The sequence below is a fragment of the Collinsella sp. AF31-11 genome (genome assembly GCF_003475605.1).
Classification (GTDB): Bacteria; Actinomycetota; Coriobacteriia; order Coriobacteriales; family Coriobacteriaceae; genus Collinsella.
In genome coordinates, this window is record NZ_QRQS01000006.1 from 15,543 (window position 1) to 40,331 (window position 24,789).

The following is a 24,789-nucleotide window of genomic DNA, read 5'->3' on the forward strand; positions in this document are numbered from 1 at the left end:
GGTAGTAAATACCGTTCAAGCGGATGTATGTATCGGTCGCCGAGCGCGGCACCTCAGTTGGGTTCGTCGGTAGGTAAGGTATATATCGTCCGCAAGTTGCGCGGGGGCAAGTCTAGGTGCTCCCGAGTAAGATTCTCTACTGATAGGAGAAGACATGGCCATCATCAACAAGGGTATGTCCAGGCGTTCGTTCCTCGGCCTCACCGGCAGCGTCGCTGCTGTCGCCGGCCTTGGTCTCACTGGCTGCGGTGGCAGCTCTAGCGACGAGGGTTCCGCTTCCGGCTCCACCGATTCCGCCAACCGTGGCGGCGGCGTGATCACCGCTGGTTCCGCTTACGCTCCGTCCAGCTTCGATCCCGCCACCACCGGTTCCGCTGTTGGCCTGGGTGCCAACTGGCATGTCATCGAGGGCCTCTACGGCATCGATTACCACGACTACAGCACTTTCAACGAGCTCGCTACTGACGATCCCAAGTCTGTGGATGACACCACCTTCGAGGTCACCATCCGTAAGGGCGCCAAGTTCTCCGATGGCACTGAGGTCACCGCTGACGACGTTGTGGCTTCCTACAACGCTTGCGCCGCTTCCGCTACCTATGCTCCGTTCTTCCAGCCTTTCGAGTCCATCGAGGCCAAGGACGCCAGTACCGTGACGGTCAAGACCAAGGTCCCCAACTTCTCCCTGCTCAAGGATCGTCTGGCCATCATCCGCGTTACCCCGGCCACCCAGGCCGAGGAGGATCGCGCCAAGCAGCCGATCGGCTCCGGCCCCTGGATGTACGATGCCATCTCCGACACCGAGATCACCCTGGTTCCCAACCCCGAGTACAACGGTGAGTATGCTGCCGAGGACGAGAAGATCCAGTACAGCATCCTGACCGACCCCACCGCTCGCGTCACTGCTCAGCAGGAAGGCTCCACGCTCGTCATGGAGCTCGTTACCGCTGACGCCGTCGATCAGCTCGAGAGCGCTGGCTGCAAGATTGACAACGTTCAGGGCTTCGGCACTCGCTTCATCATGTTCAACGTCGCCAAGGCGCCTTGGAACGACGTCAAGGTCCGTCAGGCCGTTATGTATGCGCTCGACACCGAGAAGATGATCAGCAACACCTTCGCCGGCCTTGCTACCGCCGCCAGCTGCTACCTGCCCAAGAGCTTTACCAACTATCATGAGGCCTCCACGGTGTACAAGACCGACGCCAAGAAGGCCAAGAAGCTCATCGAGGAGTCCGGCATCACCCCGGGCGCCATCACCCTGCGCACCACCGATAACGAGCAGATCAAGGGCATGGCTGCCCAGGTCAAGAACGACCTTGACGCTCTCGGCTTCGATGTGACCATCCAGACCGATACTTCGCCGGCCACCTACGCTGCCATCGACGGCGGCGAGGCTTACGATATCCTCCTTGCCCCTGGCGATCCTTCCTGCTTCGGCGCTGACCCCGACCTGCTGCTCAACTGGTGGTTTGGCGACAACGTCTGGATGCAGACCCGTTGCCCGTGGAAGGAGTCCGCTGAGTGGGAGAAGCTCCACGGACTCATGGACGAGGCTCTTGCCGCCGAGGGCGACGAGCAGCAGAAGAAGTGGAACGAGTGCTTCGACATCATCGCCGACAACGCCGTTCTGTACCCCGTTGTCCACGTCAAGACCGTCTCCGCTTCTTGGGACGATCCGTCCACCGCGCCCAACGGCGAGGCCCTCGATGGTTTCAAGGGCATCGGCACGACGAGCATGTCCTTTAAGGGCGTCGCGACCGTCAAGGCGTAAGACTCGCTTGAGTCTATATGCAGGATACCGGTCGTTGAGACCGTATCCTCATAGTTGAAACAAAGACCCGGGCGGCAACGATGTCGCTCGGGTCTTGTAATGAGTATCCGTACTCATATACCAGTTGGTCCTACCGACAAAAGAAAGGGGAGAGAACGTGAACAACTTTCTACGTTTGATTGGAAGGCGTCTTGTCGCGCTGCCGATCATGGCATTGGGCGTCACCGTCCTGGTGTTCTTCCTTATGTCGTTCTCCAAGACCGACCCCGCCTACACGGCGTTGGGTGACGGTGCCTCGCCCGAGGCGGTTGCCGAGTACCATGAGAAGTATGGTCTGGACGACCCCTGGCCCGTGCGTTATGTGCGCTATATGGGCGACTTGATCCACGGCGACATGGGCACCTACGGCGCTGCTCGCAACTCTGTTGCCAAGCGCATCTCCACGGCCCTGCCCGTCACGATGCAGCTGACCTTTATCGGTCTTGCCATCGGCGCGGTCGTTTCGTTTTTGCTCGGCGTCATCGCGGCACTGTATCGCGATAAATGGCCGGACCAAGTGATCCGTGTCTTTTCCATTGCCGGCTTGGCAACCCCGTCGTTCTGGCTTGCCGTTCTGTTGATTTTGCTGTTCTCTTCCTACCTTAAGGTGCTCCCGGCATCGGGCGCCCTGCCTCACTTCACCACGAATCCGGCTGGTTATCTGGGACGCATGATCATGCCCGCCATCGCCTTGGCATTTCCGCTGACGGGCCAGATGACTCGTATCGTGCGTACCGCCATGGTCGAGGAGCTCGATAAGGACTATGTCCGTATGGCTCGCGGTGCCGGCGTTCCCGAAAAGGTCGTCGTCGGTATCAACGTTCTTCGCAATGCGCTGATTACCCCGGTCACCACCCTCGGCCTTAAGATCGGCTACCTCATGGGCGGTGCCGTCGTCATTGAGGTTATCTTCAACCTCCCGGGCATGGGTACCGCGATTCTGCAGGGCGTTCAGGGCAACGAGGCGAACTTGGTTCAGGGCGTCGTCATCGTCGTCGCTCTTGCCTTCATCATCATCAACATCGTGGTTGACATGCTCTACCTGCTCATCAACCCGCGCATCAGGACGGTGTAGATTATGGTAAAGATTCGAGAGAAGCAAACCGAGCAGCTCGAGAAGGCTGCTTCCAAGGGGCTCAAGCTCGGTGGCTGGAAGAAGATGGCGCTATCTTCTAAGATTGCCGCCGTCGTGCTGGTGCTGGTCGCCCTGACTGCGATCCTGGCACCCCTGCTTGCCCCCTATAGCCCGGTCGATATTTTCACCGCGCGCCAGGCGCCTGGTGGCGGCTTTATCTTCGGTACCGACGACAAGGGCCGCGACATCCTTTCGCGTATGCTCTACGGCGGCCGTTACTCGCTGATCATCGGCTTTGGTGCTACCGCCATGGCTTTGGTCTGCGGCTCTGTTGTCGGCGCTCTTGCGGCGGTTTCGCGCAAGTCTGTCTCTGAGGCGATCATGCGTATCCTGGACATCATCATGTCCATCCCGGGTATCGCCCTCGCAGCCGTCTTCGTTTCCATCCTGGGCAATTCCGTGCCGTCGATCATCTTTGCGATTGGCTTTATGTACACCCCGCAGATCGCCCGTATCGTGCGCGCCAACATCGTGTCCGAGTACGGCGAGGACTATGTCCGCGCGGTCATCGTGTCCGGCGCCAAGGCTCCGTGGATTCTGATCAAGCATGTTCTGCGCAACTGCATCGCCCCGATCATGGTCTTTACCGTCACCCTGGTCGCAGACGCCATCATCTTCGAGGCTTCGCTGACCTTCATCGGCGCTGGCATCCAGGAGCCCACCGCTACGTGGGGCAACATTCTTGCCGACGCCCGCGGTGGCGTGCTCGCCGGCCGTTGGTGGCAGGCGCTGTTCCCGGGCCTGGCCATTATGATCACCTGCCTGGCACTCAACATCCTGTCCGAGGGCATTACCGACGCTATGGCCGCCGCTCCCTCCGCTGCCCTGGATCCGACCGATTCTTCCAAGCGCCGCGAGGCCGACCTGCTGGTCTCCGACCCCGTTCGTGCCTACAAGGAGCAGGCTCAGTCCCTCTCCGCTCGCCTTGGCGCCCTGCGCGATGTCGAGCTCAAGCGTAACGACCGCCACGTGCCCGATGAGTCTGTCGAGCCGATCCTTTCGGTCCGCGATTTCTGCATCCAGTTTGAGCACCACGGTGATATCAACGTCGTCGACCATGTCAACTTTGATGTTCGCCCCGGTCAGACCATGGGTCTGGTGGGCGAGTCCGGTTGCGGTAAGTCCATCACCACGCTGGCCATCATGGGCCTGACCGATGAGGACGAGCATCTTTCCGGCGAGGTCCTCTGGGAAGGCCGTGACCTGCTCAAGATGAGCAAGAAGGAGTGGTTCGGCCTGCGCGGTACCGATATCGCCATGGTTTATCAGGACGCTCTGTCCTCGCTCAACCCCTCGATGCTCATCTCCGCTCAGATGAAGCAGCTCACCAAGCGCGGCGGCACCCGCAGCGCCGAGGAGCTCCTGGAGCTCGTTGGACTCGATCCCAAGCGTACGCTCGAGAGCTATCCGCACGAGCTTTCCGGCGGCCAGCGTCAGCGCGTCCTGATCGCTATGGCTCTTACCCGCGACCCCAAGCTGGTTATCTGCGACGAGCCCACGACCGCTCTGGACGTTACCGTCCAGAAGCAGGTCATCAAGCTGCTCAACGATCTTCAGGCCAAGCTCGGCTTTGCCATGATCTTCGTCTCGCATGACTTGGCTCTGGTCGCCGAGGTTGCCCATAACATCACGGTTATGTACGCCGGTCAGGTTATCGAGCAGGCGCCCACCAAGGAGCTGCTCACCAACCCGATTCACGAGTACACCCGCGGTCTTCTGGGCTCCGTTCTGTCCATCGAGAGCGGTTCGGGCCGCCTGCACCAGGTGCCCGGCGCCGTTCCGAGCCCGCGCGATTTCCCCAAGGGCGATCGCTTCGCGCCCCGCTCGAGCCATCCGCGCATTGGCCTGGACACCCGTCCGGTCTTCAAGCGCGTGCCTGGCACCGAGCACTTCTATTCCGAGCTCCCCGACGAGGTGCTCAAGGCAAATGGTTTGACCCCTCACGCGGAGGTGATGTAGATGAGCGAGACCGCAGTCAACGGCGTCGAGCCGATCATCTTCCTTGATGATGTTCACGTCACCTTTAGGACCCGTACCGGCTCGATTCTGCACCCCAACCTGGTTCACGCCGTCCAGGGTGTAACGATTAAGCTCATGCCCGGACAGACCATCGGCATCGTCGGCGAGTCCGGTTGCGGCAAGTCCACCACCGCCAACGTCATGTGCGGCCTGCAGGCCCCCACGAGCGGCAAGGTCTACTTTAAGGGCAAGGACGTTACCAAGCGTACCGCCGAGGACCGTCGCCACATGGGTCGCGTCATCTCGGTCGTGTTCCAAAACCCGGCAACGGCGCTCAACCCCCGCATGGTCGTTCGCGAGCAGTTGCTCGACCCCATGCGCGTCCACAACCTGGGCACCGAGGCAGAGCAGGAGAAGCGCGTCAAGGAGCTCCTGGAGCTTACCGGTCTGCCCAGCTCTGCCGCCGAGGTTCTTCCCGGCCAGCTTTCGGGTGGTCAGCGCCAGCGCGTGGCAATTGCCCGTGCCCTGTCGCTGAACCCCGACGCTATCATCGCCGATGAGCCCACCTCGGCTCTGGACGTTTCGGTCCGCGCGCAGATTCTCAACCTGCTGACCGACCTTAAGAAGGAGCTCGGCCTGGCCATGGTGTTCATTAGCCATGACATCCAGACGGTCCGCTATATATCCGACGACATCATCGTCATGAATGGTGGCAAGATCGTCGAGCAGGGCGAGGCCAAGCAGGTCTTCCAGCACCCCCAGGACCCCTACACCAAGATGCTGCTCGGCGCTGCGCCGTCGCTGCTGCACCCCAAGCTCGGCGAGTAAGTTCGCTTTCCCTCCCGTGCGCCCGGTTCCCTTGCCGGGCGCACCTCCGTTGCGATTTCGAAAGGTTGGGTTCACGAGCCATGCCAAGTGCTCAGGAGCTACAGCAGCAATTTGGTGAATATCGAGGCGCCATGCCCCGTCCATCAGATTTCGATTTCTTTTGGAAAGATCGCATGGCCGAGGCCGACGCCGTTGGGCTTGACTATGCGATTGAGGCGGCATCGGTCGCCGATGCTGTGACTTGCCAGCTTTTCGACCTCTGGTTTACCGGTATGTGCGGCGCCCGCCTGCATGCCAAGTACCTTAAGCCCGTCTCGGACGAGCCCGTGCCATTGGTGCTTCAGTTCCATGGGTATCCGGGTGCAAGCCGCAGCTGGTTTGAGCAGGCGTCGTTTGCTGGTATGGGCATGGCGCTGATCGCTCTCGATTGTCCTGGCCAAGGAGGTCCCTCCGAGGACATTGGTGGATTTGAGGGCACAACGGTCGCGGGCCATATCGTCGCCGGTATCGACGGCGACCCGGCCAACCTCTACTATGTCCGCTTGCATCAGGACATCCGCATCCTATGCCGTATCGTTCGCGAGCTCGAGGGCATCGATTTTGCCCGCGTATTTGTGAATGGCGCATCGCAGGGCGGCGGCTTGGGTATTGCGACCTGCGCGCTTAACAGCGAGCTTATCAATCGCGCCGCCATCCTCTATCCCTTCCTGTCGGATTTCCGCCTGGTCTGGGATTTGGATGCCGATGATATTGCCTACGAGGGCCTTCGCTATTGGTCGCGCTGGTTTGATGAGGACTCGACTCGTATTGATGAAGCCTATGCAAAGCTTGCGTACTTCGACTCCAAGAACTTCGCCCCCATGGTCAAATGCCCCGTGCTGTTTGGCACGGGAACTGCCGATATCGTTTGCCCGCCGGCAACGCAGTTTGCGGTCTACAACAACCTGACCTGCGAGAAGCGCCATGAGTTCTTTGAGGGCTTTGGCCACGAGGAGACTCAGGACTTTGACGATCTGATCATTCCGTTTTTCTGCAAGGGAGGGGAGGCTCATGTCTAAGTGCGAAAGCAATGTCGATGAGCTGATTGTCCCCGAGCTTACGGGGATTCCCGGGACGGTTTCGTCAAAGCTCTCCGATTTCCGGGATTGGCGCGGCGATACTTCGGTGGATATTTCCGATTTGTGTACAGCCGTATCGAATCCTGAGGTTTGCGGGTTGACCGTTACGGCGATTGATTTCGCCAATCCGTGCGCGTGCTACTCCGAGGTCTCCTTTGAGGTCGGCGGGGATGTCGTACACGGCCGCTTGATTGAGCCCGCTGGTCGTGCCCGAGTATCTGAGCGTGTGCCGTTGTGCCTGATGTTCCACGACATCGATCGGCCTGTGCGCGGCTGGCATCACATGACGAGATTTGCCGCCATGGGGTATGCCGTCCTCGCGCTGGATGACGATGTTGCTGGTGCGGACGACCTGCAGCGGGGGATTTCTTCGCCCGCTTTTGTCGAGCGCGTCCGTTGGGGTTGCGCGCTGGCGAAGGTGGCGCGCAATCTTGATGGCATGGACCCCGACCGCATCTTTGCATGGGGCGAGGGTCTTGGCGGCGGAGTCGCGCTGGCGGTTTCTGCTCTGGACGAGCGGGGCCTCGCCTGCACGGCGGTTGCCAATCCGCTTCCTGGCGGTCTCGAGGCGCTGTCGTCTCGGGTGCGCGGATCGGTGCTCATGGGCACGTCGCTTATGGATACCGTGAGCGATCCCAAGGATCAGTTTGCCGTATTCAACGGTCTTGAGTGTGACCGGAGGCATATCATCTATGCAAAATACGCTCACGAGCGCATCAATGCGTTCGAAAACGAAGTCGTCGACTTTTTTAACCAAACGTTCTACTCGTGTTCTTTGGCCTAGACGGCCTGGACACTGCCAACAAGAGTGGGTGGCATAGGGCCGCCCGCCAGACAACTAAGGAGATTCTTGTGGCAACTCAGAAATTCACCGGCGTTATCCCTCCCGTCGTTGTTCCCGATACCGAAGATCACCAGCTTGACGTTGCCTCCTTTGAGCGCAGCATCAACCGCATGATCGATGCTGGCGTCGATGGCCTGTTCTTCTTGGGATCCTCGGGCGAGGTCGTCTTCTCCACCGACGAGCGCCGTCGCCAGATTATCGCCGAGGCCGTCCGTATCGTCGACCATCGCGTTCCCGTTCTGGTCGGCATCATCGATACCGAGACCGAGCGCATGATCGAGCACGGCAAGGTCGCCCAGGAGCTGGGCGCCGATGCCCTCGTCGCCACCTGCCCGTTCTATGCCCTGCAGGGCATGACCGAGGTCGAGGAGCACTTCCGCATCCTGCACGAGGAACTCGACCTGCCCATCTTTGCCTATGACATTCCCGTCTGCGTTCACACCAAGCTCCCCTGGAAGCTCCTTGCCAAGCTCGGCGCCGAGGGCGTTCTGGCCGGCGTCAAGGATTCCTCGGGTGATGACATCTCGTTCCGCTACCTCGTTCAGGAGAACGAGAAGAACGGCCATCCGATGAGCATTCTCACCGGCCACGAGGTTGTTGTCGACGGCGCCTACCTCGGTGGCGCCGACGGTTCCGTCCCGGGTCTCGCCAACGTTGAGCCCGAGGGCTACGTGCGTCAGTGGAAGGCCGCTCAGGCTGGTAACTGGGCTACCGTCAAGGCCGAGCAGGATCGCCTCAATGAGATTTCGCACATCTGGGATGTCACCTCGGGCGTCCAGGGCTATGCCGGTGGCGTCGGCGCCTTCAAGACCGCTATGAACCTCATGGGTATCTTCGACAGCCCGACCATGCCGCGCCCGGTGAAGGCCATGACCGGCGAGAACGTCGAGGCGATTAAGAAGGTCCTCCAGGACAACGGTCTCCTGTAAAGCTTTCCCAGGCACCCGATCTTGGGGCTCAAGTGGTCGGGCGTGACCCATTAGGTCAACGCCCGACCACTTTCACCCCAACCTCGGGCACCTGGGAAACCTTTACTAAGTTGCGGCGATAACACCGCCTTCATTTCCTGTAGTTGTTTTTTATCTCCTAAGGAGAGCGACATGGAGAACAAGTACGTCTGCTCTGTCGATATCGGCGGAACTAAGATCGCGACTGCCATCATGGAGTACCCGGCTGACGGTAGTGTGCCCCATCCCGTTTTTGAGGCCGAGGTTCCTACCGAGGCCCAGGAGGGCGGCGAGGCCGTCTTCCAGCGTATCGAGGCGTCCATTAAGGCTGCTCTCGAGGCGAATCCCGATGTCGAGGTCCTTGGCGTCGGTATCGGTGCCGCCGGCGTCGTCGATCCCAAGACGGGCGCCATCGCGTATGCCAATGAGATCATGCCCGGCTGGTCCGGCGTTCAGTTGGGGCCGCGTCTGCGCGAGGACCTCGGTCTTCCCGTTGCCGTCGTAGGCGACGTGCAGGCTCATGCTCTGGGCGAGGCCCACTGGGGCGTCGGCAAGGGCAAGTTCTCCGTCTTGTGTCTTGGCATCGGTACGGGCATCGGCGGCGCATATGTCGAGAACGGCCGCGTGATGCAGGGCTTCCATGGTGCTGCCGGCCATATGGGCCACATCGAGTGCTCGGCTGCCGCCGGCATTCCCTGCGCCTGCGGGCGTTCCGGCCATCTGGAGTCGGTTGCTTCGGGCACTTCCATTGGTCGAATGTACGATGAGCGTTTTGGCCGCGTCGACCCCAGCCGTCCTTCGGTCGGTCGCGATGTGAACGACCTGTGCCGTGCGGGCGACGCAAAGGCGACCGAGGTCATCCATGACGCCGGCTTTGCGCTGGGTGCCAGTTTGGGCTCGCTCGCTAACATCCTGGACCCTGAGGTCATCGTCCTTTCGGGCGGCGTGATCCACCAAGGTCCCGATTGGCGTTCGCAGACGTGGAAGGATTCGGTGCACGAGGGCTATGCCAGCCAGGCGCTCGATCCGCTTCAGGACACGCCGATCCTCATCGGTTCGCTGGAGGGCGACGCGCCGCTCATCGGTGCCGCCGAGCATCTTCTTGCTACGTTATAGTTTGAAATCTACTTAGTGAGCCTTCTGAGGTGCCGCAGATTGACGTGAAAGAGGAGCGAAGCGTACTTTGGTACGCGAGCGACGGTTTGAACGTCAAGGTGCGGTGCCTCAGGAGGCCGTTTTGAGAAAGGTTGAGATGGAAATGGCTGTTGATCCTTTGATTCAATCCCTGAAGGGTAAACTCGTCGTGAGCGTTCAGGCGTATATGGGCGAGCCGCTTCGTACGCCCGAGACCATGGCTCAAATGTCTCGCGCTTGCGAGCTCGGCGGCGCCGCCGCCATTCGCTGCCAGGGCCTTGCCGACATTGCCGCCATTAAGGGTCGCTGTGAGGTTCCCGTCATCGGCCTGTGGAAGGATGGGCACGAGGGCGTTTACATCACGCCGACGCTGCGTCACGCTCGCGCCTGCGTTGCTGCCGGTGCCGATATCGTGGCGATCGACGCCACCGATCGTCCGCGCCCCGATGGCAAGACGGTCGAGGATACCTTCCGCCCGCTGCACGAGGAGGGTGTGCTCCTGATGGCGGATTGTGCCACCATCGAGGATATTCGCCGTGCTGTTGATATGGGCTTTGACCTGGTATCCACCACGCTTTCTCACGGCGTCGCCGCCATCGACTGCACCATGGCCGATGGCCCCGACCTGCCGCTCCTGCGTCAGGCGACCGAGGAATTCCCCGGCCTTCCCATCATTTGCGAGGGCCGCGTGCATACGCCCGAGGAGGCTCGCGCCGCGATCGATGCTGGCGCCTGGGCCGTTGTCGTCGGCACCGCCATCACGCACCCCACGAGTATTACGAGTTGGTTCAAGGCTGCGCTTGAGGCGTAAGACAGGCCTCGTATCCGCTCGGGGCGGTATACTCAATATAGGCAATTGACCGCGCGGGATCCGGGTTGCTGGGTCCCGCGCTTGTTTTCGGGAGGCAGCACATGCAAAAGGGAGATGCCATGGATGCGGCGGAGCGCTCGGAGCGCATCCCCGATATCGTCATCATCACCGGAATGTCCGGATCGGGCCGAACGCAGGCCATGCATGTGTTCGAGGACATGGGTTACTTTTGCATCGACAACTTGCCTCCGCGTCTGATCGCCCAGCTTGCCGAACTCGTCGGCATCAATACGGGCGTGGGCAGGCATCTTGCCGTCACCTGCGATTTGCGTAGCCAGGGACTGTTTGACGAGTTACTCGATGCGGTCGCTGCGCTCGAAGAGCGCGAGATGAGCTGCGACATCGTGTTCCTGGAGGCTTCTGACGAGGTGCTGATCCGTCGTTATAGCGAAAACCGCCGCCGCCATCCCATTGCCAAGCCGGGGGAGACTACGGCCGACGCGATTCAGCGCGAGCGCCTGCAGCTGCAGGGTGTGCGCGATCGAGCCGATATGATCATCGACACGAGCCGCCTGCGCACCTCTGCCCTGCGCAACAAATTGCGCATGGCGTTCTCCGAGTTGTCCGACCAGCAGCTCATGGACGTTCACGTGTTCTCGTTTGGCTTTAAGCACGGTATGCCCGTCGAGGCGGACATCATGATCGACGTTCGCTTCCTGCCCAATCCGTTCTACGATCCCGAGATGCGCACCATGACCGGTCTCGATAAGAAAGTCTCCGACTTTGTTCTGGACCATCCTAAGACCCAGGAGTTCTGGAAGGCCTGGACGCAGCTGCTCGATACGGTCATGCCCGGCTATATCGCGGAGGGCAAGCCGCAACTTTCTATTGCCATCGGTTGCACGGGCGGCCAACACCGCAGCGTTGCCATCGCCGAGGCCACGGCACGTTATTTGGAAGGCGCCCAGTATCACGTGAGCATTTCCCATCGCGACCTGTCGCGCGCGAACACGAAAGCATAGGCCTGCATGTCGTTTACCGCGGAGGTGCGTGACGAGCTCGCGCGCTGCGAACCCGAATGTGAATACTGTGATTTGTCGACGCTTGCCGCCCTGACGCGTGTGAGCGGTACACTTTCGCTGGCCGGCTCCGGGCGGTATCGTTTGACGGTCGCGACCGAGACGGGCGCCGTCGCGCGCACGATGATCACACTGACGCATCGCATCCTTAAGCTCAAAACGGAATTCACCGTTCGTAAATCGGTCTTGCATAAGGTCCGTAACTATCTCATTACCCTGCCCGATCAACCCGACCTGGACAAGGCTCTGGTGCTGCTGGGCATTCTCGACCGCAGGGGAGGGCTCGTCGCCGGTGTTCCCCGGCACATCGTTGCCCGTCCCTGCTGCAGGCTTGCCTACATCCGCGGCACGCTCATCGCTGGCGGTTTCGTGGCCGATCCCCGTGGCGACTTTCATTTGGAGATCGCGGTGCAGGGCGAGCAGTATGCCCGGGGACTCTGCGATCTATTGGAGCAGATCGGGGTCCATGCGCGCGTTAACGCGCGGCGTGGATCCTTTGCTGTCTACATTAAGAGCGCCGAGGAGATCGAGCGTCTTTTAAAGCTGATTGGTGCCAAGCGCAGCGTTGCCGAGATTGAGGAAGCGCGCGCGGTCAAGTTGGTTAAGAACGATGTGAACCGTCGCGTGAATGCCGAGCTCGCCAACCAGACCAGAAGCGCCGGTGCTGCCCAACATCAGCTTGCGTTGATCGATGAGCTCGAGCAGCGTGGCCTTCGCGATGAGCTTCCGGATGCATTGGCGGTCTTTTGCGACCTGCGCGAGCGCTACCCCGATCTGTCGCTGCGTGATTTGGGGGAGATGGCTGACCCTCCCTTGTCGAAGTCGGCCCTCTACCATCGAGTTTTGAGGCTTGAAAAGCTCATTGAAGCAAACAGGTAGTTTAAAGTATAGACTTATATACGGATTTAGCTGCTATTTTATTCTTTAAAACGTTTTAACGTAAATTTGATTTTCAATTTCGACCATTCTCGTGAAATTCAAGTCCAAAAAAAGGTATATTAGGCGAGTGGTTAGTTTGTGGGCCTCAACGGCAGGCGCTGTAGCTTGCGGGGGCCTTACGAAAGGAGACACAATGGCAGTAAAGGTTGCTATTAACGGCTTCGGTCGCATCGGTCGTCTGGCCTTCCGTCAGATGTTCGGTCATGAGGGCTCCGAGATCGTCGCTATCAACGACCTCACCTCTCCCGACATGCTCGCTTACCTGCTGAAGTACGACTCCACGCAGGGCAACTACGCTCGCGATCACGAGGTCGTTGCTGGCGAGGATTCCATCACCGTTGACGGCAAGGAGATCAAGATCTACAAGGAGGCCGACGCCAACAACCTGCCTTGGGGCGACCTCGACGTCGACGTCGTTCTCGAGTGCACCGGCTTCTACACCAGCAAGGCTAAGGCTCAGGCCCACATCAACGCTGGCGCCAAGAAGGTCGTCATCTCCGCTCCGGCTGGCAGCGATCTGCCCACCATCGTGTACAACGTCAACCACGAGACGCTGACCGCTGAGGACAACATCATCTCTGCTGCTTCCTGCACCACCAACTGCCTCGCCCCGATGGCCAAGGGTCTGAACGACTTCGCTCCCATCGTGTCCGGCATCATGACCACCATTCACGCCTGGACTGGCGACCAGATGCCGCTCGACGGCCCGCAGCGCAAGGGCAACAAGCGTCGTAGCCGCGCCTGCGCCGTCAACATCGTCCCCAACTCCACCGGTGCTGCCAAGGCTATCGGCCTGGTTCTCCCCGAGCTCAACGGTAAGCTCATCGGTGCCGCTCAGCGCGTTCCGACGCCGACCGGCTCCATCACCAACCTCTACGCTGTCGTTGACAAGAAGGTCACTGTCGACGAGGTCAACGCTGCTATGAAGGCCTACGCTGCCACCATCTCTGAGACCTTCGGTTACAACGAGGACGACATCGTCTCCACCGACATCATCGGCGAGACCCACGGCTCCATCTTCGACGCCACTCAGACCATGTGCTCTGACCTCGGCAACGGCCAGACCCTCGTTCAGGTCACCTCTTGGTACGACAACGAGAACTCTTACACCTCTCAGATGGTCCGCACCATCAAGTACTTCGAGAAGTTCGTTGCTTAATTTAGCTTTTAGCGAATAGCTCGTTGAGCGTCTAAAGAAGGGCGCGGCCTTATAGGGCTTACACCCTAAGGTCGCGCCCTTTTTATAGGAAATCGTCTGCCGTAATGGAAGGCAGACACGTACGAAAGGTAGAAGCAAACATGGCCTTTACCAAGAAGACCGTCCGCGACATCGATGTCGACGGCAAGCGCGTTCTCGTCCGCGTTGACTTCAACGTGCCTATCAAGGATGGCGTCGTTGGCGACACCACCCGCATCAAGGCTGCCCTGCCCACCATCAACTATCTCGTTGAGCACAATGCTCGCGTCATCCTCATGAGCCACCTCGGCCGTCCCGAGGGCACCGGCTTCCAGCCCGAGCTGTCCCTCGAGCCCGTCGCCAAGAAGCTTGCTGAGCTCTCTGGTCTCGACGTTGCCTTTGTCGCCGACACCTACGGCGAGAAGGCTGCTGAGGCTGTCGCCGCCGTCGAGCCGGGCAAGGTCCTCGTTCTCGAGAACGTCCGTTTTGATAAGCGTGAGAAGAAGAACGATCCCGAGATCGCCAAGATCCTCGCTTCCTATGGCGACGTCTTCGTCCTCGATGCCTTCGGTACCGCTCACCGCGCCCAGGGTTCCGTTGTGGGCCCCGCCGCTTACCTGCCCGCAGTCGCTGGCTTCCTGCTCGAGAAGGAGGTCGACACGCTGACCGGCATCTTCGCCGAGCCCGAGCGCCCCTTCGTCGCTATCGTCGGCGGTTCCAAGGTTTCCTCCAAGATTGGCGTTCTCGATCACCTCATCGACTCCGCTGATACCCTGATCATCGGTGGCGGCATGGCATACACCTTCTTCCTGGCTCAGGGCCTGACCGTCGGTCAGTCCCTCAAGGAAGAGGACTGGGTCGAGCGCGCTGGCGAGATGCTCAAGAAGGCCGAGGAGAAGGGCGTCAAGATCCTGCTCCCCATCGACAACCGCGTTGCCGATCACTTTGGCGAGGACGCTGTCCCCGAGGTTGTCGCTTCCGACGCTATCCCCGATGACCGCGAGGGCATGGACATCGGTCCCAAGACCGAGGAGCTCTACGCCGAGGCCGTCAAGGGCGCCAAGACTGTGTTCTGGAATGGCCCCATGGGCGTCTTCGAGTTCGACAACTTCGCTCACGGCACTCAGGCTATCGCCGAAGCTGTCGCCGAGGCCGACTGCACCTCGATCATCGGCGGCGGCGACTCTGTCGCAGCTGTCAACAAGTTCAACCTGGCCGACAAGATGAGCTGGATCTCCACCGGTGGTGGCGCTTCCATGGAGCTCGTCGAGGGTAAGGCCCTGCCCGGAGTGGAGGCGCTTCTCGATGCCTAATCGCACCCTTCTTATCGCTGGTAACTGGAAGATGAACAACGACGTCGCCGAGGCCGCCAAGCTCGCCGACGAGCTGGCTCAGGCTCTGCCCGAGGTTCCGGCTGGCGTCGAGGTGCTCGTGTGCCCTCCGACCATCGACATCACCACGGTTCATGACCGCATTCAGGCTGCCCCCATTGCCCTCGGTGCACAGAACGTGTACTGGGAGGCCAAGGGTGCCTTCACCGGTGAGTCCTCTTGCGACATGCTCAAGTCCGCTGGCTGCACCTACTGCATCATCGGTCACTCCGAGCGTCGCGACTACTTCCACGAGACCGATGAGGACCAGAACAAGAAGGCCAAGGCTCTCGTTGCCGCTGGTCTTGTTCCCGTCTTCTGCTGCGGCGAGTCCCTCGAGGTCCGCGAGGCTGGCACCTATGTCGAGCACGTCGTGAACCAGGTCAAGGCTGGCCTTGCTGGTCTTGAGATCACCTGCCCCAAGCAGGTCGTCGTCGCTTACGAGCCCATCTGGGCCATCGGCACCGGCAAGACCGCTACCGCTGAGGACGCTCAGGAGGTCTGCGGCGCTATCCGTGAGACCCTCAAGGAGATGTTCGGCGAGGAGCTCGCTAACGGCATCCGCGTTCTCTATGGTGGCTCTGCCAAGCCCGGCAACATCGCCGAGCTCGTCGCCAAGCCCGACGTTGACGGCGCCCTCGTGGGCGGCGCTTCGCTCAAGGCTGCCGACTTCGCCTCTATGGTCGTCAAGGCAGGCGAGTAGGACATATGGCACAGCGTCACCTTCCTGCACTCCTGATCATCATGGATGGCTGCGGCCTGGCTCCGGCCGATGGCGAGAACGCCGTCGCCGCTGCCAAGACGCCCTTCCTTGATAGCCTGTACGAGAAGTATCCTCACACCACGCTCGGCGCTTCGGGCGAGGACGTGGGCCTTCCCGACGGCCAGATGGGCAACTCCGAGGTGGGCCACCTCAACATCGGTGCCGGCCGCATCGTCTTCCAGGAACTTTCGCGCATCAACAACGCCATCAAGGATGGCTCCATCGCCAAGAACGAGGTTTTCGTCAAGGCTATGGACGATGTCAAGGCCGAGGGTAAGACCCTTCACCTTATGGGCCTTATGAGCCCTGGCGGCGTTCACTCCCACATGAACCACGTCGAGGCTCTGGTCAAGATGGCTGCCCAGCATGGGATCAAGACCGTTCGCGTTCACGCCTTTATGGATGGCCGCGACGTCGATCCGCAGTCCGGTGCCGGCTACATGAGCGAGTTCTGCGCCTTCCTGGCTAAGATCTCCGAGGAGACCGGTTGCGACGCTCGTGTTGCCACCGTCTCGGGCCGTTATTGGGCCATGGACCGCGATAATCGTTGGGAGCGCATCCAGCGCGCCTACGACGTCATGGTCAACGCGTCCGATGCCGATACCGACCCCGTTGCCGGTATCAAGGCCTACTACGAGAAGGACCCGCGCGGCGACGAGTTCGTCGAGCCCTTCGCTGCCCACAACGAGGGCATCCACGAGGGCGACGCGGCCATCTTCTTCAACTTCCGTCCCGACCGCGCCCGTCAGATGACCCGCGTTTTCACGGACAAGGAGTTCGACGGCTTTGAGCGTGAGCAGATCAAGCTTTCGCACTTTGTGACGATGACCGAGTACGATCCGACGTTTGACGTTGATGTCGCCTTCCCCAAGACGTTCCCCGAGAACGTCCTGGCCGACGTCATCGCAGCCAATGGCTTGAAGCAGCTGCACACCGCCGAGACCGAGAAGTACGCCCACGTGACGTTCTTCCTCAACGGTGGCATCGAGGAGCCCAAGGAGGGCGAGGAGCGCGTGCTCGTCGCTTCCCCCAAGGTTGCTACCTACGATCTGCAGCCCGAGATGAGCGCTCCCGAGGTTACCGAGAAGCTCGTCTCCGCTATTAACGAGGATCGCGCTGACTTCTACATCGTGAACTTCGCGAACTGCGACATGGTTGGTCACACCGGCGTGTTCGATGCTGCCGTCAAGGCTGTCGAGGCCGTTGACGAGGCTCTCTCCAAGGTTGTCCCGGCGATTCTCGCCAAGGGCGGCTTTGCGCTGATCACCGCCGACCATGGCAACGCCGACCACATGTTTGACGTCGCTACCGACGGTTCCAAGCATCCGTTTACGGCTCACACCACCAACCGTGTGCCGTTCATCATCGTTGATGAGAAGGCCAAGCTTACCGGTATCGAGGACGGTCGTCTCTCCGATATCGCTCCGACCATGCTCACCATGGCTGGTCTTGAGCCTTCCGCCGAGATGACGGGTCGCGTGCTCGCCACCGAGGCCTAAAGAAAACAACTAACGTTTTCTTGTAAGGGGGTTGTCCACGTCCGGGCAACCCCCTTTTGCGCTATTTCTACCCCGTCCCCAAATGGCAGATGGGGGAGTGCTCGAGGTTGTGGTACAGTACTGGAGTTTGAATTGTTCTATTAAGGAGCTTATCTATGGGTCCGTTCCAGATTCTTCTGTTTGTCGTTTGGGCTGTGTCTGCCGTGGCGCTGACGATTCTCGTTCTGATGCACTCCGGTAAGGGCACTGGTGTTTCGGATATGATCGCCAGCTCTCTGTATAATTCCACCTCTGCCACGGGCGTTATGGAGCAGAACCTGGACCGCCTGACCGTTATCATGGCTGTCGTGTTTGCCGTGTGCGTCGTGCTGTGCATGTTCTTCTTCCCCCAGGGCATCGTGGGCTACTAAGCTCGAGTTGCGTATACGCTTGAAAAGGGTTCCGCAAGTGCGGGACCCTTTTTGTTTACATGTTTGTAACAGGGTCAAAATATCCCCACATACTTCGCCTAACTAAAGAAATTCTCGACCGTTAACCGGAATCAGCGCCAAATTGTGCATAAAATGCGCTACTGTATTGAAAACGTTGGCCCGCATTGCATAACCAGCCATAACGGCGGACCGCGTTTGAATGGTTCGATCGGGTTGTCTCGACGTTGCCCAATCGAATTCACTTTGTCCTATCTCATAAGGAGGATGGCATGGCTGATTCTATGTTCCACCAGCCCGTTATGGGTCGTCGCGCCTTTGTTGGCGGCACCCTCGCTGCGAGCTCTATGGCTTTTCTTGCCGCATGCGGCAAGAAGGGCGGCGACGCTTCCGGTTCTGAGTCCGGTTCGACGCTGAACTTCTACATTAACAACCCGGTTTGCATCGACCCCTACAACGTCCAGGAGGATCAGGGCACTCAGGTCAACTACCAGCTGTTCGACGCTCTGACCACCTACGACAACGAGAAGGGCGAGATTGTCCCGCTGGCTTGCGAGTCCTTCGAGGCCAACGATGACGCCACCGAGTTCACCTTCAAGATCAAGAAGGCCAAGTTCCACAACGGTGACGACGTTACCTCCAAGTCCTTCAAGCTCGGTTGGGAGCGTCTGGTCAACACCAAGTCGGCCATCGCTACCGAGTATGGTCCTTCCGAGGTCTCCTATCACCTTTCCATGGTCGAGGGCTATGACGATCTGCTTGCCGGTAACGCTACTGAGCTCAGCGGTGTTACTTGCCCCGACGATGAGACCCTCGTCGTCAAGCTGTCTTCCGCTTACGCCGACTTCCCCTTCGTCGCATCTCACCCGGCTCTGGCCCCGGTTCCCGAGTGCGCCGAGTCCGATGTCAAGAGCTTCTACCTTGCCCCGATCGGTAACGGCCCGTTCATGATGGACGGCAAGTGGGAGGATGGTCAGGAGATCAACCTCAAGAAGTTCGACGATTACTATGGCGACAAGGCCAAGATCGATGGCATCCACTTCCAGGTCATCAAGGACATGGAGACCGCTTACAAGGAGTTCCAGGCCGGTAACCTCGATGTCTGCGACGTTCCCGTTGCTCAGATCGACGCCGCCAAGAAGGATCGCGGCGTGTCCAAGGACGGCTACACCATGGGTGACGGCGAGCGCATGCTGCTCGGCGCCGAGCCTTCCACGTACTACCTGACCTGCAACAACACGGCCGAGCCGTTCAACAACGCTGACCTGCGTAGGGGCATCTCCCTGGCCATCAACCGTGAGGCCATCTGCAAGACCATCTTCAAGGGCACCCGTACCCCCGCTGACGGCATCGTTCCTCCGGGAATCGCCGGCTACAAGGAGGGCGCATGGGAGTTCTGCGAGTACAACGTTGATAAGGCCAACGAGTACCTCGACAAGGTTGCTCCTGCCGGCGCCAACGGCGACCGCGGCATCAACGTGACCCTGTCCTACAACCAGGACGGTGGACACAAGGAGATCATGGAGTCCATCATCGGTGACCTCGCCAAGGTGGGCGTTACCGCTACTTCCGATACCCCTGAGTGGTCTGCCCTGCTCGAGCAGTATCAGAACTTCAACTATCAGTTTGGTCGTCTGGGCTGGATCGCCGACTACCCGATTATGGACAACTTCCTGTACCCGTTGTTCCACTCCGACTCCCTCGGCGGCGACAACCGTTCCGGTTACAGCAATCCCGAGTTCGACGCTAAGGTTGACGAGGCTCGTACCACGGTTGACGACGATGAGCGTATCGCCAAGATGCAGGAGGCCGACGCTATGGTCGCTGCCGACTGCCCGGTCATCCCGGTGATGTTCTACACGCACACCATCGCCGGCTCCGATCGCATCAAGCACCTCTATGTTGATCCGCAGAAGCACGCCGATCTGGGTACCGCTGAGCTCGCCTAAGAGTTGCAGCTTCCGTGAGGGTCAAGTATTTACGTAGACCTCATGGGAAACATACAGTTCCCCCTAACCTGGGGTAAACTGGCTGATGGTAATTTTGGGATGCCGGTCTGGCGATCGGCATCCCATTTAGGTTAATCCCTAGATAGGGGAGTGGTATGGGTAAGTACATCGTTAAACGTGTGCTTCAGTTCATCCCGGTGTTTTTGGGCGTCACGCTGATTCTGTTCGCCCTCCAGAATATCGTGCCGGGAGATCCGATCAAGCTGATCGGTGGAGACAAGGCTCTGTCCCCCGAGGTGGAGCTTCAGCTTCGCGTTCGCTATCACCTGGTCCAGTCGGACGAGGATGGCAACGCGATTCTTGACGAGAACGGCGACCCCGTTCAAACGTCGCTCGTGGACCGTTACTTGTATTACATGAACGGCCTGCTTCATGGCGATCTGGGCAATTCGTATCAGCGCAAGCTGCCGGTTACGGAAATCTTTGCCCAGAAGTATCCGTATACGGTCAAACTTGCCGCGTGCGCCATCGTGCTCGAGGCAATCATGGGTATCGGTGCGGGTATCATTTCGGCAGTAAAGCGTTACTCCTTCTGGGATATTTTGGTAACGCTGACCACGTCGATCCTCGTTGCCGTTCCTGCCTTCTGGCTCGGCATGTTGTTGCAGCTGTTCTTTGGTGTCATCCTCAAGGATGCCACCGGCGGCGCGTTCTCCATGCCGATCTCGGGTGCTGGTGGTTCCAGCTCTCAGTATCAGGATTGGATGCACTATGTGCTTCCGACCATTACGCTGGCTTCGGTTTCGACCGCCTATGCTGCCCGCATCATGCGCTCGCAGCTGCTCGACGTCATGAACCAGGATTACATTCGCACAGCAAAGGCCAAGGGTCTCTCCAATCGTGCGATCATCATCAAGCATGCGCTTAAGAATGCACTCATCCCCGTCGTTACCTATATTGGTGTCGACTTCGGCGCCATGCTTTCGGGCGCCATCCTGACCGAGACGGTCTTTAACTGGCCCGGTATTGGCTATGAGGTCTACCGCGCCATCAGCATGCGCGACTGGCCCATCGTTATGGGCGGCGTTACGCTCATCGTTGTCGTCGTTATGGTGATCAACCTGCTCGTCGACATTAGCTATGCATTCCTCGACCCGCGCATCCGCCTTGGCGGTCCGTCGGATAAGGCTTAAGAGAGGTACGTCTCATGCAGGAAACTGATTCTCAGTCTCAGGGGCAGGCTACCGCCACCAAGGCCGCATCTGCTCCCGCCAAGTCCCGCACGCTGTGGGGCGACGCTTTCAAGCGTCTTCGTAAGAACAAGCTCGCCGTTATCGGTGTCTGCTGGATCATCATCGTTGTTGTGGTTGCCCTGACCGCCGATTTGTGGGCTAAGCCCTGGCTCGGTTCGCCGACGGCCTCCGACTCGACTACCATGGCCGAGACTTCGCTGTTGGCTCCGTGTGCCGAGCACCCGTTTGGCACCGACTCCCTTGGTCGTGACATTCTCGTCCGTGTTATCTACGGTGCACGCGTTTCGCTTTCCGTCGGTATTATGGCCACCGCCATCTCCACGGTGATCGGTCTGGTCATGGGCGCCCTCGCCGGTTTCTATGGTGGCATCTGGGATACGATCATCATGCGCTGCGCGGACATTTTCCTGGCGTTCCCGTACGTCCTATTCGTTGTCGCCATGATCGCCGTTATCGGCCGTGGTCTTCAGAACGTCTTTATCGCCATCGGTATTCTCGGCTGGCCTTCGATTGCGCGCGTCTTCCGATCCGCGATCCTGACGGTCAAAGAGAACGACTATGTTGACGCCGCTCGCGCTATGGGTGCATCCGATGCCCGTATCGTTATGCGCCATATCTTCCCGAACTCCGTTGCTTCTATCGTGGTCTATGCGACCATGAACATTGGTGGCGCTATTCTGACCGAGTCCGCTCTGTCCTTCCTTGGCATGGGCGTTATCCCGCCTACGCCTTCGTGGGGCTCCATGATTCAGGACGGTCAGCAGTATCTTCTGACTGCTCCCTGGATGATGATCATGCCCGGTCTGGCAATTCTCTCGACGGTGCTCGCCTTCACTCTGCTTGGTGACGGTCTGCGCGACGCCCTCGACGTCAAGATGAAGGACGCATAAGGATGAAGAAGAACAAGAACTATGTGGACCTGAAGGACCAGCCGGTTCCCGAGGGCCAGCATCTGCTCGAGGTCGATGACCTTAAGATGTATTTCCACACCGAGGATGGCGTCGTTCGCGCCGTCGATGGTGTGTCCTACACGCTCGATCGCGGTGAGACCCTGGGTGTCGTCGGTGAGTCCGGCTCTGGTAAGTCCGTGACCGCCATGACCATCATGGGCCTTATCTCGATGCCTCCGGGAAAGATTGAGGGCGGTGACGTTCGCTATCGCGGTCGTTCCATCCTCGAGATGACCGAGGAAGAGATGCAACACATTCGCGGTAACGATATCGCGATGATCTTCCAGGATCCTATGACCTCCCTTAACCCGGTCTATAAGATCGGTAAGCAGGTGGGCGAGGGCCTTCGTCTGCACCGTGGCTACTCCAAGCAGGAGGCGCTCAAGCGCGCCACCGAGCTTTTGGACCTCGTTGGTATCCCCGAGCCCGAGAAGCGCGTCAACGAGTATCCGCACCAGTTCTCCGGCGGCATGCGTCAGCGTGTCATGATCGCTATGGCTCTTGCCTGCGATCCCGATATTCTGATTGCCGACGAGCCCACGACTGCTCTGGACGTTACCATTCAGGCTCAGATTATCGAGCTCATGCAGGAGATGCAGGAGAAGAACGGCAACGCCATTATCATGATTACCCATGACCTGGGTGTTGTCGCCGATATGGCCGATAAGATCATGGTTATGTACGCCGGTCGTCCCGTCGAGTTCGGTACTGCTGAGGAAATCTTCTACGAGAGCCGCCATCCCTACACCTGGGGTCTTATCCGCTCCATCCCGGAGCAGGCTATCGATGAGAAGAAGCCGCTTACGCCGATTCACGGCAACCCGCCCTCGCTCATGAACCTGCCCGAGGGTTGCGTGTTCTCGCCTCGTTGCCCCTATGCGACGGACAAGTGCCGCAAGCAGCGCCCCGAGCGCGTTGTTACCGAGTCTGGTCATTACTCTGCGTGCCACTACTCCGGTGACCCCGAGTTCCTCAAGAACGCTCCTGAGACGTCCCGTACCCGCAAGGATTCCAAGAAGGGAGGCGAGGCGTAATGGCAGATACCAACGAGCGTACTCCGCTGCTTAAGGTCGAGCACCTCTCTAAGGAGTTCCCCGCTGAGTCCGGCATGTTCGCCAAGCGCTTCTCCAAGCGTGTCGTCTCTGCTGTGAATGACATTTCGTTCGAGATTTATCCGGGCGAGACCTTTGGCCTGGTCGGCGAGTCTGGCTGCGGTAAGTCCACCACGGGCCGCACCATCATGCGCCTGACCAAGCCGACGGCAGGCAAAGTGTTCTTCCAGGGCAAAGACGTTGCCGAGATGAGCAAGCACGAGATCAAGGATATGCGTCGCGAGATGCAGTTCATCTTCCAGGACCCCTATGCTTCGCTCAACCCTCGCATGACCATCGGCGAGATTGTTTCTGAGCCCATGACCATTCATGGCGTGGGTACCAAGGAAGAGCGTATCGAGCGCGTCCGCGAGCTGCTGGACGTCGTCGGTCTGAACCCCGAGCACATCAACCGCTATCCGCACGAGTTCTCGGGCGGCCAGCGCCAGCGTGTCGGCATCGCCCGCGCGTTCGCTCTGAAGCCCAAGCTGATCATCTGCGACGAGCCCGTCTCTGCACTTGACGTATCCATTCAGGCCCAGGTTCTGAACCTTCTTAAGGAGCTCCAGGACAAGTTCGGTACGGCTTATCTCTTCATTGCTCACGACCTTTCTGTCGTGCAGCACATTTCTGATCGCGTTGCCGTTATGTATCTGGGCAAGATGGTCGAGGTTTCGGACTGGAAGACGCTCTACAGTGAGCCGCACCACCCGTACACGCAGTCGCTGCTGTCTGCTGTGCCGGTGCCCGATCCGGATATCCAGAAGACCCGCAAGCGCATCATTCTCGCTGGCGATCCGCCGTCGCCGCTGGATCCGCCGACCGGATGCCGTTTCCACACGCGCTGCCCGATCGCGCAGGGCATCTGCTCCGAGAAGCTTCCTGAGTTTAAGGAAGTTGCCCCGGGTCACTGCTGCGCGTGCCACTTCGCCGAGCCGTTCCCGATCAAGGAATCGCACATCGACCTGTAGTCGGTAAACGGCCGGGTCCTTGCTGGGGTTACTTTTCAGAACGTCCTCGGACATGCAAGAAGCTCTCGCTGCGCACTTCGTGCGGCGAGGGCTTCTTGCGTCCTGCGGAGTGTTCTGAAAAGTAACCCCAGCAAGGACCCTGCGTTAACTCGGCTGAGGGGAGGGCGATTCCTTGATCGCTCACTTAATCTAATGGGAAATTGAGTGAGGCCGGAGCTTTGGCTCCGGCCTCTTTTTATAAGGGCTCGGCTTTGCCGAGCCACTATCTTTTTATCAGCCTCAGAACATGTTTGGGAATTGTGCTTGGAGAATGTGGCTGTAGGTCCCGAATCGGTGTTGCCTCCCGGCGCATTCCGCAGGGGGAGCGATATTTTGCAGCACGAAGTGCAAAGCAAAATATCGCTCATGCCCGAGGACGCGCCGGGAGGCAACACCGATTCGGGACCGGACATACGAATCTACCTGTGCAATTACAAATTCGTAAACTTTTTTGAAAAAAGTGCTTGCGCAGCTCTCGAAACATAGGTTATTATCTTTCTCGTTGAACGCGCGGGTCTAACAAAACGAACCGCGAATCAACAACATAGCATGTCGGAGTGGCGGAATTGGCAGACGCGCTAGCTTGAGGTGCTAGTGACCGCTTTTTGGTCATGCGGGTTCAAGTCCCGCCTCCGACACCATCGCATTTAGGAGCCTCTTCGGAGGCTTTTTTGTTACCGATAGACGGTGAGGTTCAC

The 24,789-nt window shown here is 59.4% G+C and carries 21 protein-coding genes and 1 tRNA gene; all 22 read left to right on the forward strand.

Features of this window, described 5'->3' with window-relative positions; all coding sequences use genetic code 11:
- Positions 1–154: 154 nt before the first annotated feature.
- The 22 genes from DWZ22_RS04825 (at position 155) to DWZ22_RS04930 (ending at position 24,732) form a co-directional block, all read left to right on the forward strand.
- The gene (locus tag DWZ22_RS04825) at positions 155–1,768 is read left to right on the forward strand and encodes an ABC transporter substrate-binding protein (RefSeq protein ID WP_117735352.1); all 1,614 of its coding nucleotides are present in this window, start codon (positions 155–157) and stop codon (positions 1,766–1,768) included.
- A gap of 157 nt (positions 1,769–1,925) precedes the next feature.
- Positions 1,926–2,882 (forward strand): ABC transporter permease, encoded by a 957-nt coding sequence (locus tag DWZ22_RS04830; protein WP_022094871.1) that lies wholly within the window; start codon positions 1,926–1,928, stop codon positions 2,880–2,882.
- 3 nt (positions 2,883–2,885) lie between these two features.
- Positions 2,886–4,901, forward strand: coding sequence for a dipeptide/oligopeptide/nickel ABC transporter permease/ATP-binding protein (locus DWZ22_RS04835; RefSeq protein ID WP_117735351.1), 2,016 nt, complete (start codon positions 2,886–2,888; stop codon positions 4,899–4,901).
- A complete protein-coding gene (locus tag DWZ22_RS04840) occupies positions 4,902–5,729 on the forward strand; it encodes an ABC transporter ATP-binding protein (protein WP_006236159.1) in 828 nt (275 codons plus the stop codon). It abuts the gene before it with no gap.
- Positions 5,730–5,809: 80 nt separating this feature from the next.
- Complete coding sequence (locus DWZ22_RS04845) at positions 5,810–6,787, forward strand: acetylxylan esterase (RefSeq protein WP_118405586.1); 978 nt, start codon at positions 5,810–5,812, stop codon at positions 6,785–6,787.
- Positions 6,780–7,631: an acetylxylan esterase gene (locus tag DWZ22_RS04850; RefSeq protein WP_117794686.1), complete on the forward strand. Its 852-nt coding sequence runs from the start codon at positions 6,780–6,782 to the stop codon at positions 7,629–7,631. Before DWZ22_RS04845 ends, DWZ22_RS04850 begins: the two co-directional genes overlap by 8 nt.
- Positions 7,632–7,699: 68 nt before the next feature.
- On the forward strand, positions 7,700–8,620 hold the full coding sequence (locus DWZ22_RS04855; protein ID WP_118405587.1) for a dihydrodipicolinate synthase family protein: 921 nt from the start codon (positions 7,700–7,702) through the stop codon (positions 8,618–8,620).
- A 171-nt stretch (positions 8,621–8,791) separates the two neighbouring features.
- Positions 8,792–9,754, forward strand: coding sequence for an ROK family protein (locus DWZ22_RS04860; RefSeq protein WP_118405588.1), 963 nt, complete (start codon positions 8,792–8,794; stop codon positions 9,752–9,754).
- A gap of 142 nt (positions 9,755–9,896) precedes the next feature.
- On the forward strand, positions 9,897–10,583 hold the full coding sequence (locus DWZ22_RS04865) for an N-acetylmannosamine-6-phosphate 2-epimerase (protein WP_118405589.1): 687 nt from the start codon (positions 9,897–9,899) through the stop codon (positions 10,581–10,583).
- 101 nt (positions 10,584–10,684) lie between these two features.
- Positions 10,685–11,605 (forward strand): RNase adapter RapZ, encoded by a 921-nt coding sequence (rapZ, locus tag DWZ22_RS04870; RefSeq protein ID WP_022094878.1) that lies wholly within the window; start codon positions 10,685–10,687, stop codon positions 11,603–11,605.
- A 6-nt stretch (positions 11,606–11,611) separates the two neighbouring features.
- Positions 11,612–12,541 (forward strand): DNA-binding protein WhiA, encoded by a 930-nt coding sequence (gene whiA, locus DWZ22_RS04875; RefSeq protein ID WP_118405590.1) that lies wholly within the window; start codon positions 11,612–11,614, stop codon positions 12,539–12,541.
- Positions 12,542–12,734: 193 nt separating this feature from the next.
- The gene (gap, locus tag DWZ22_RS04880) at positions 12,735–13,760 is read left to right on the forward strand and encodes a type I glyceraldehyde-3-phosphate dehydrogenase (RefSeq protein WP_117735344.1); all 1,026 of its coding nucleotides are present in this window, start codon (positions 12,735–12,737) and stop codon (positions 13,758–13,760) included.
- A gap of 140 nt (positions 13,761–13,900) precedes the next feature.
- Complete coding sequence (pgk, locus tag DWZ22_RS04885; RefSeq protein WP_117735343.1) at positions 13,901–15,091, forward strand: phosphoglycerate kinase; 1,191 nt, start codon at positions 13,901–13,903, stop codon at positions 15,089–15,091.
- Positions 15,084–15,851: a triose-phosphate isomerase gene (gene tpiA, locus DWZ22_RS04890; RefSeq protein WP_022094882.1), complete on the forward strand. Its 768-nt coding sequence runs from the start codon at positions 15,084–15,086 to the stop codon at positions 15,849–15,851. The genes pgk and tpiA overlap by 8 nt, the downstream gene beginning before the upstream one ends.
- Positions 15,852–15,856: 5 nt before the next feature.
- On the forward strand, positions 15,857–17,410 hold the full coding sequence (gpmI, locus tag DWZ22_RS04895) for a 2,3-bisphosphoglycerate-independent phosphoglycerate mutase (protein WP_117735341.1): 1,554 nt from the start codon (positions 15,857–15,859) through the stop codon (positions 17,408–17,410).
- Between the two features lie 155 nt (positions 17,411–17,565).
- Positions 17,566–17,820 carry a preprotein translocase subunit SecG gene (gene secG / locus DWZ22_RS04900; protein ID WP_117735340.1) on the forward strand — a complete coding sequence of 85 codons (255 nt, stop codon included), beginning with the start codon at positions 17,566–17,568 and terminating at the stop codon, positions 17,818–17,820.
- Positions 17,821–18,110: 290 nt separating this feature from the next.
- Entirely contained in the window at positions 18,111–19,787 is a 1,677-nt protein-coding gene (locus tag DWZ22_RS04905; protein WP_117735339.1) for an ABC transporter substrate-binding protein, read from the forward strand.
- A gap of 155 nt (positions 19,788–19,942) precedes the next feature.
- Complete coding sequence (locus DWZ22_RS04910) at positions 19,943–20,980, forward strand: ABC transporter permease (RefSeq protein ID WP_117735338.1); 1,038 nt, start codon at positions 19,943–19,945, stop codon at positions 20,978–20,980.
- Positions 20,981–20,994: 14 nt separating this feature from the next.
- Positions 20,995–21,930, forward strand: a complete 936-nt coding sequence (locus DWZ22_RS04915) for an ABC transporter permease (RefSeq protein WP_117735337.1) — start codon at positions 20,995–20,997, stop codon at positions 21,928–21,930.
- A 2-nt stretch (positions 21,931–21,932) separates the two neighbouring features.
- Positions 21,933–23,024, forward strand: a complete 1,092-nt coding sequence (locus DWZ22_RS04920) for an ABC transporter ATP-binding protein (RefSeq protein ID WP_117564867.1) — start codon at positions 21,933–21,935, stop codon at positions 23,022–23,024.
- Positions 23,024–24,052, forward strand: a complete 1,029-nt coding sequence (locus DWZ22_RS04925; RefSeq protein ID WP_022094888.1) for an ABC transporter ATP-binding protein — start codon at positions 23,024–23,026, stop codon at positions 24,050–24,052. Before DWZ22_RS04920 ends, DWZ22_RS04925 begins: the two co-directional genes overlap by 1 nt.
- 590 nt (positions 24,053–24,642) lie before the next feature.
- A tRNA-Leu gene (locus tag DWZ22_RS04930) sits at positions 24,643–24,732 on the forward strand.
- The last annotated feature ends 57 nt before the right edge of the window (positions 24,733–24,789 follow it).

Coding starts and splice junctions, on each gene's coding strand:
- tpiA (WP_022094882.1), top strand. CDS start 15,084: ATGCCTAATCGCACCCTTCTTATCGCTGGTAACTGGAAGATGAACAAC.
- DWZ22_RS04905 (WP_117735339.1), top strand. CDS start 18,111: ATGGCTGATTCTATGTTCCACCAGCCCGTTATGGGTCGTCGCGCCTTT.
- DWZ22_RS04920 (WP_117564867.1), top strand. CDS start 21,933: ATGAAGAAGAACAAGAACTATGTGGACCTGAAGGACCAGCCGGTTCCC.
- pgk (WP_117735343.1), top strand. CDS start 13,901: ATGGCCTTTACCAAGAAGACCGTCCGCGACATCGATGTCGACGGCAAG.
- DWZ22_RS04860 (WP_118405588.1), top strand. CDS start 8,792: ATGGAGAACAAGTACGTCTGCTCTGTCGATATCGGCGGAACTAAGATC.
- DWZ22_RS04925 (WP_022094888.1), top strand. CDS start 23,024: ATGGCAGATACCAACGAGCGTACTCCGCTGCTTAAGGTCGAGCACCTC.
- DWZ22_RS04825 (WP_117735352.1), top strand. CDS start 155: ATGGCCATCATCAACAAGGGTATGTCCAGGCGTTCGTTCCTCGGCCTC.
- DWZ22_RS04835 (WP_117735351.1), top strand. CDS start 2,886: ATGGTAAAGATTCGAGAGAAGCAAACCGAGCAGCTCGAGAAGGCTGCT.
- gpmI (WP_117735341.1), top strand. CDS start 15,857: ATGGCACAGCGTCACCTTCCTGCACTCCTGATCATCATGGATGGCTGC.
- DWZ22_RS04865 (WP_118405589.1), top strand. CDS start 9,897: ATGGCTGTTGATCCTTTGATTCAATCCCTGAAGGGTAAACTCGTCGTG.
- gap (WP_117735344.1), top strand. CDS start 12,735: ATGGCAGTAAAGGTTGCTATTAACGGCTTCGGTCGCATCGGTCGTCTG.
- DWZ22_RS04850 (WP_117794686.1), top strand. CDS start 6,780: ATGTCTAAGTGCGAAAGCAATGTCGATGAGCTGATTGTCCCCGAGCTT.
- DWZ22_RS04845 (WP_118405586.1), top strand. CDS start 5,810: ATGCCAAGTGCTCAGGAGCTACAGCAGCAATTTGGTGAATATCGAGGC.
- DWZ22_RS04910 (WP_117735338.1), top strand. CDS start 19,943: ATGGGTAAGTACATCGTTAAACGTGTGCTTCAGTTCATCCCGGTGTTT.
- DWZ22_RS04840 (WP_006236159.1), top strand. CDS start 4,902: ATGAGCGAGACCGCAGTCAACGGCGTCGAGCCGATCATCTTCCTTGAT.
- whiA (WP_118405590.1), top strand. CDS start 11,612: ATGTCGTTTACCGCGGAGGTGCGTGACGAGCTCGCGCGCTGCGAACCC.
- DWZ22_RS04915 (WP_117735337.1), top strand. CDS start 20,995: ATGCAGGAAACTGATTCTCAGTCTCAGGGGCAGGCTACCGCCACCAAG.
- rapZ (WP_022094878.1), top strand. CDS start 10,685: ATGCAAAAGGGAGATGCCATGGATGCGGCGGAGCGCTCGGAGCGCATC.
- secG (WP_117735340.1), top strand. CDS start 17,566: ATGGGTCCGTTCCAGATTCTTCTGTTTGTCGTTTGGGCTGTGTCTGCC.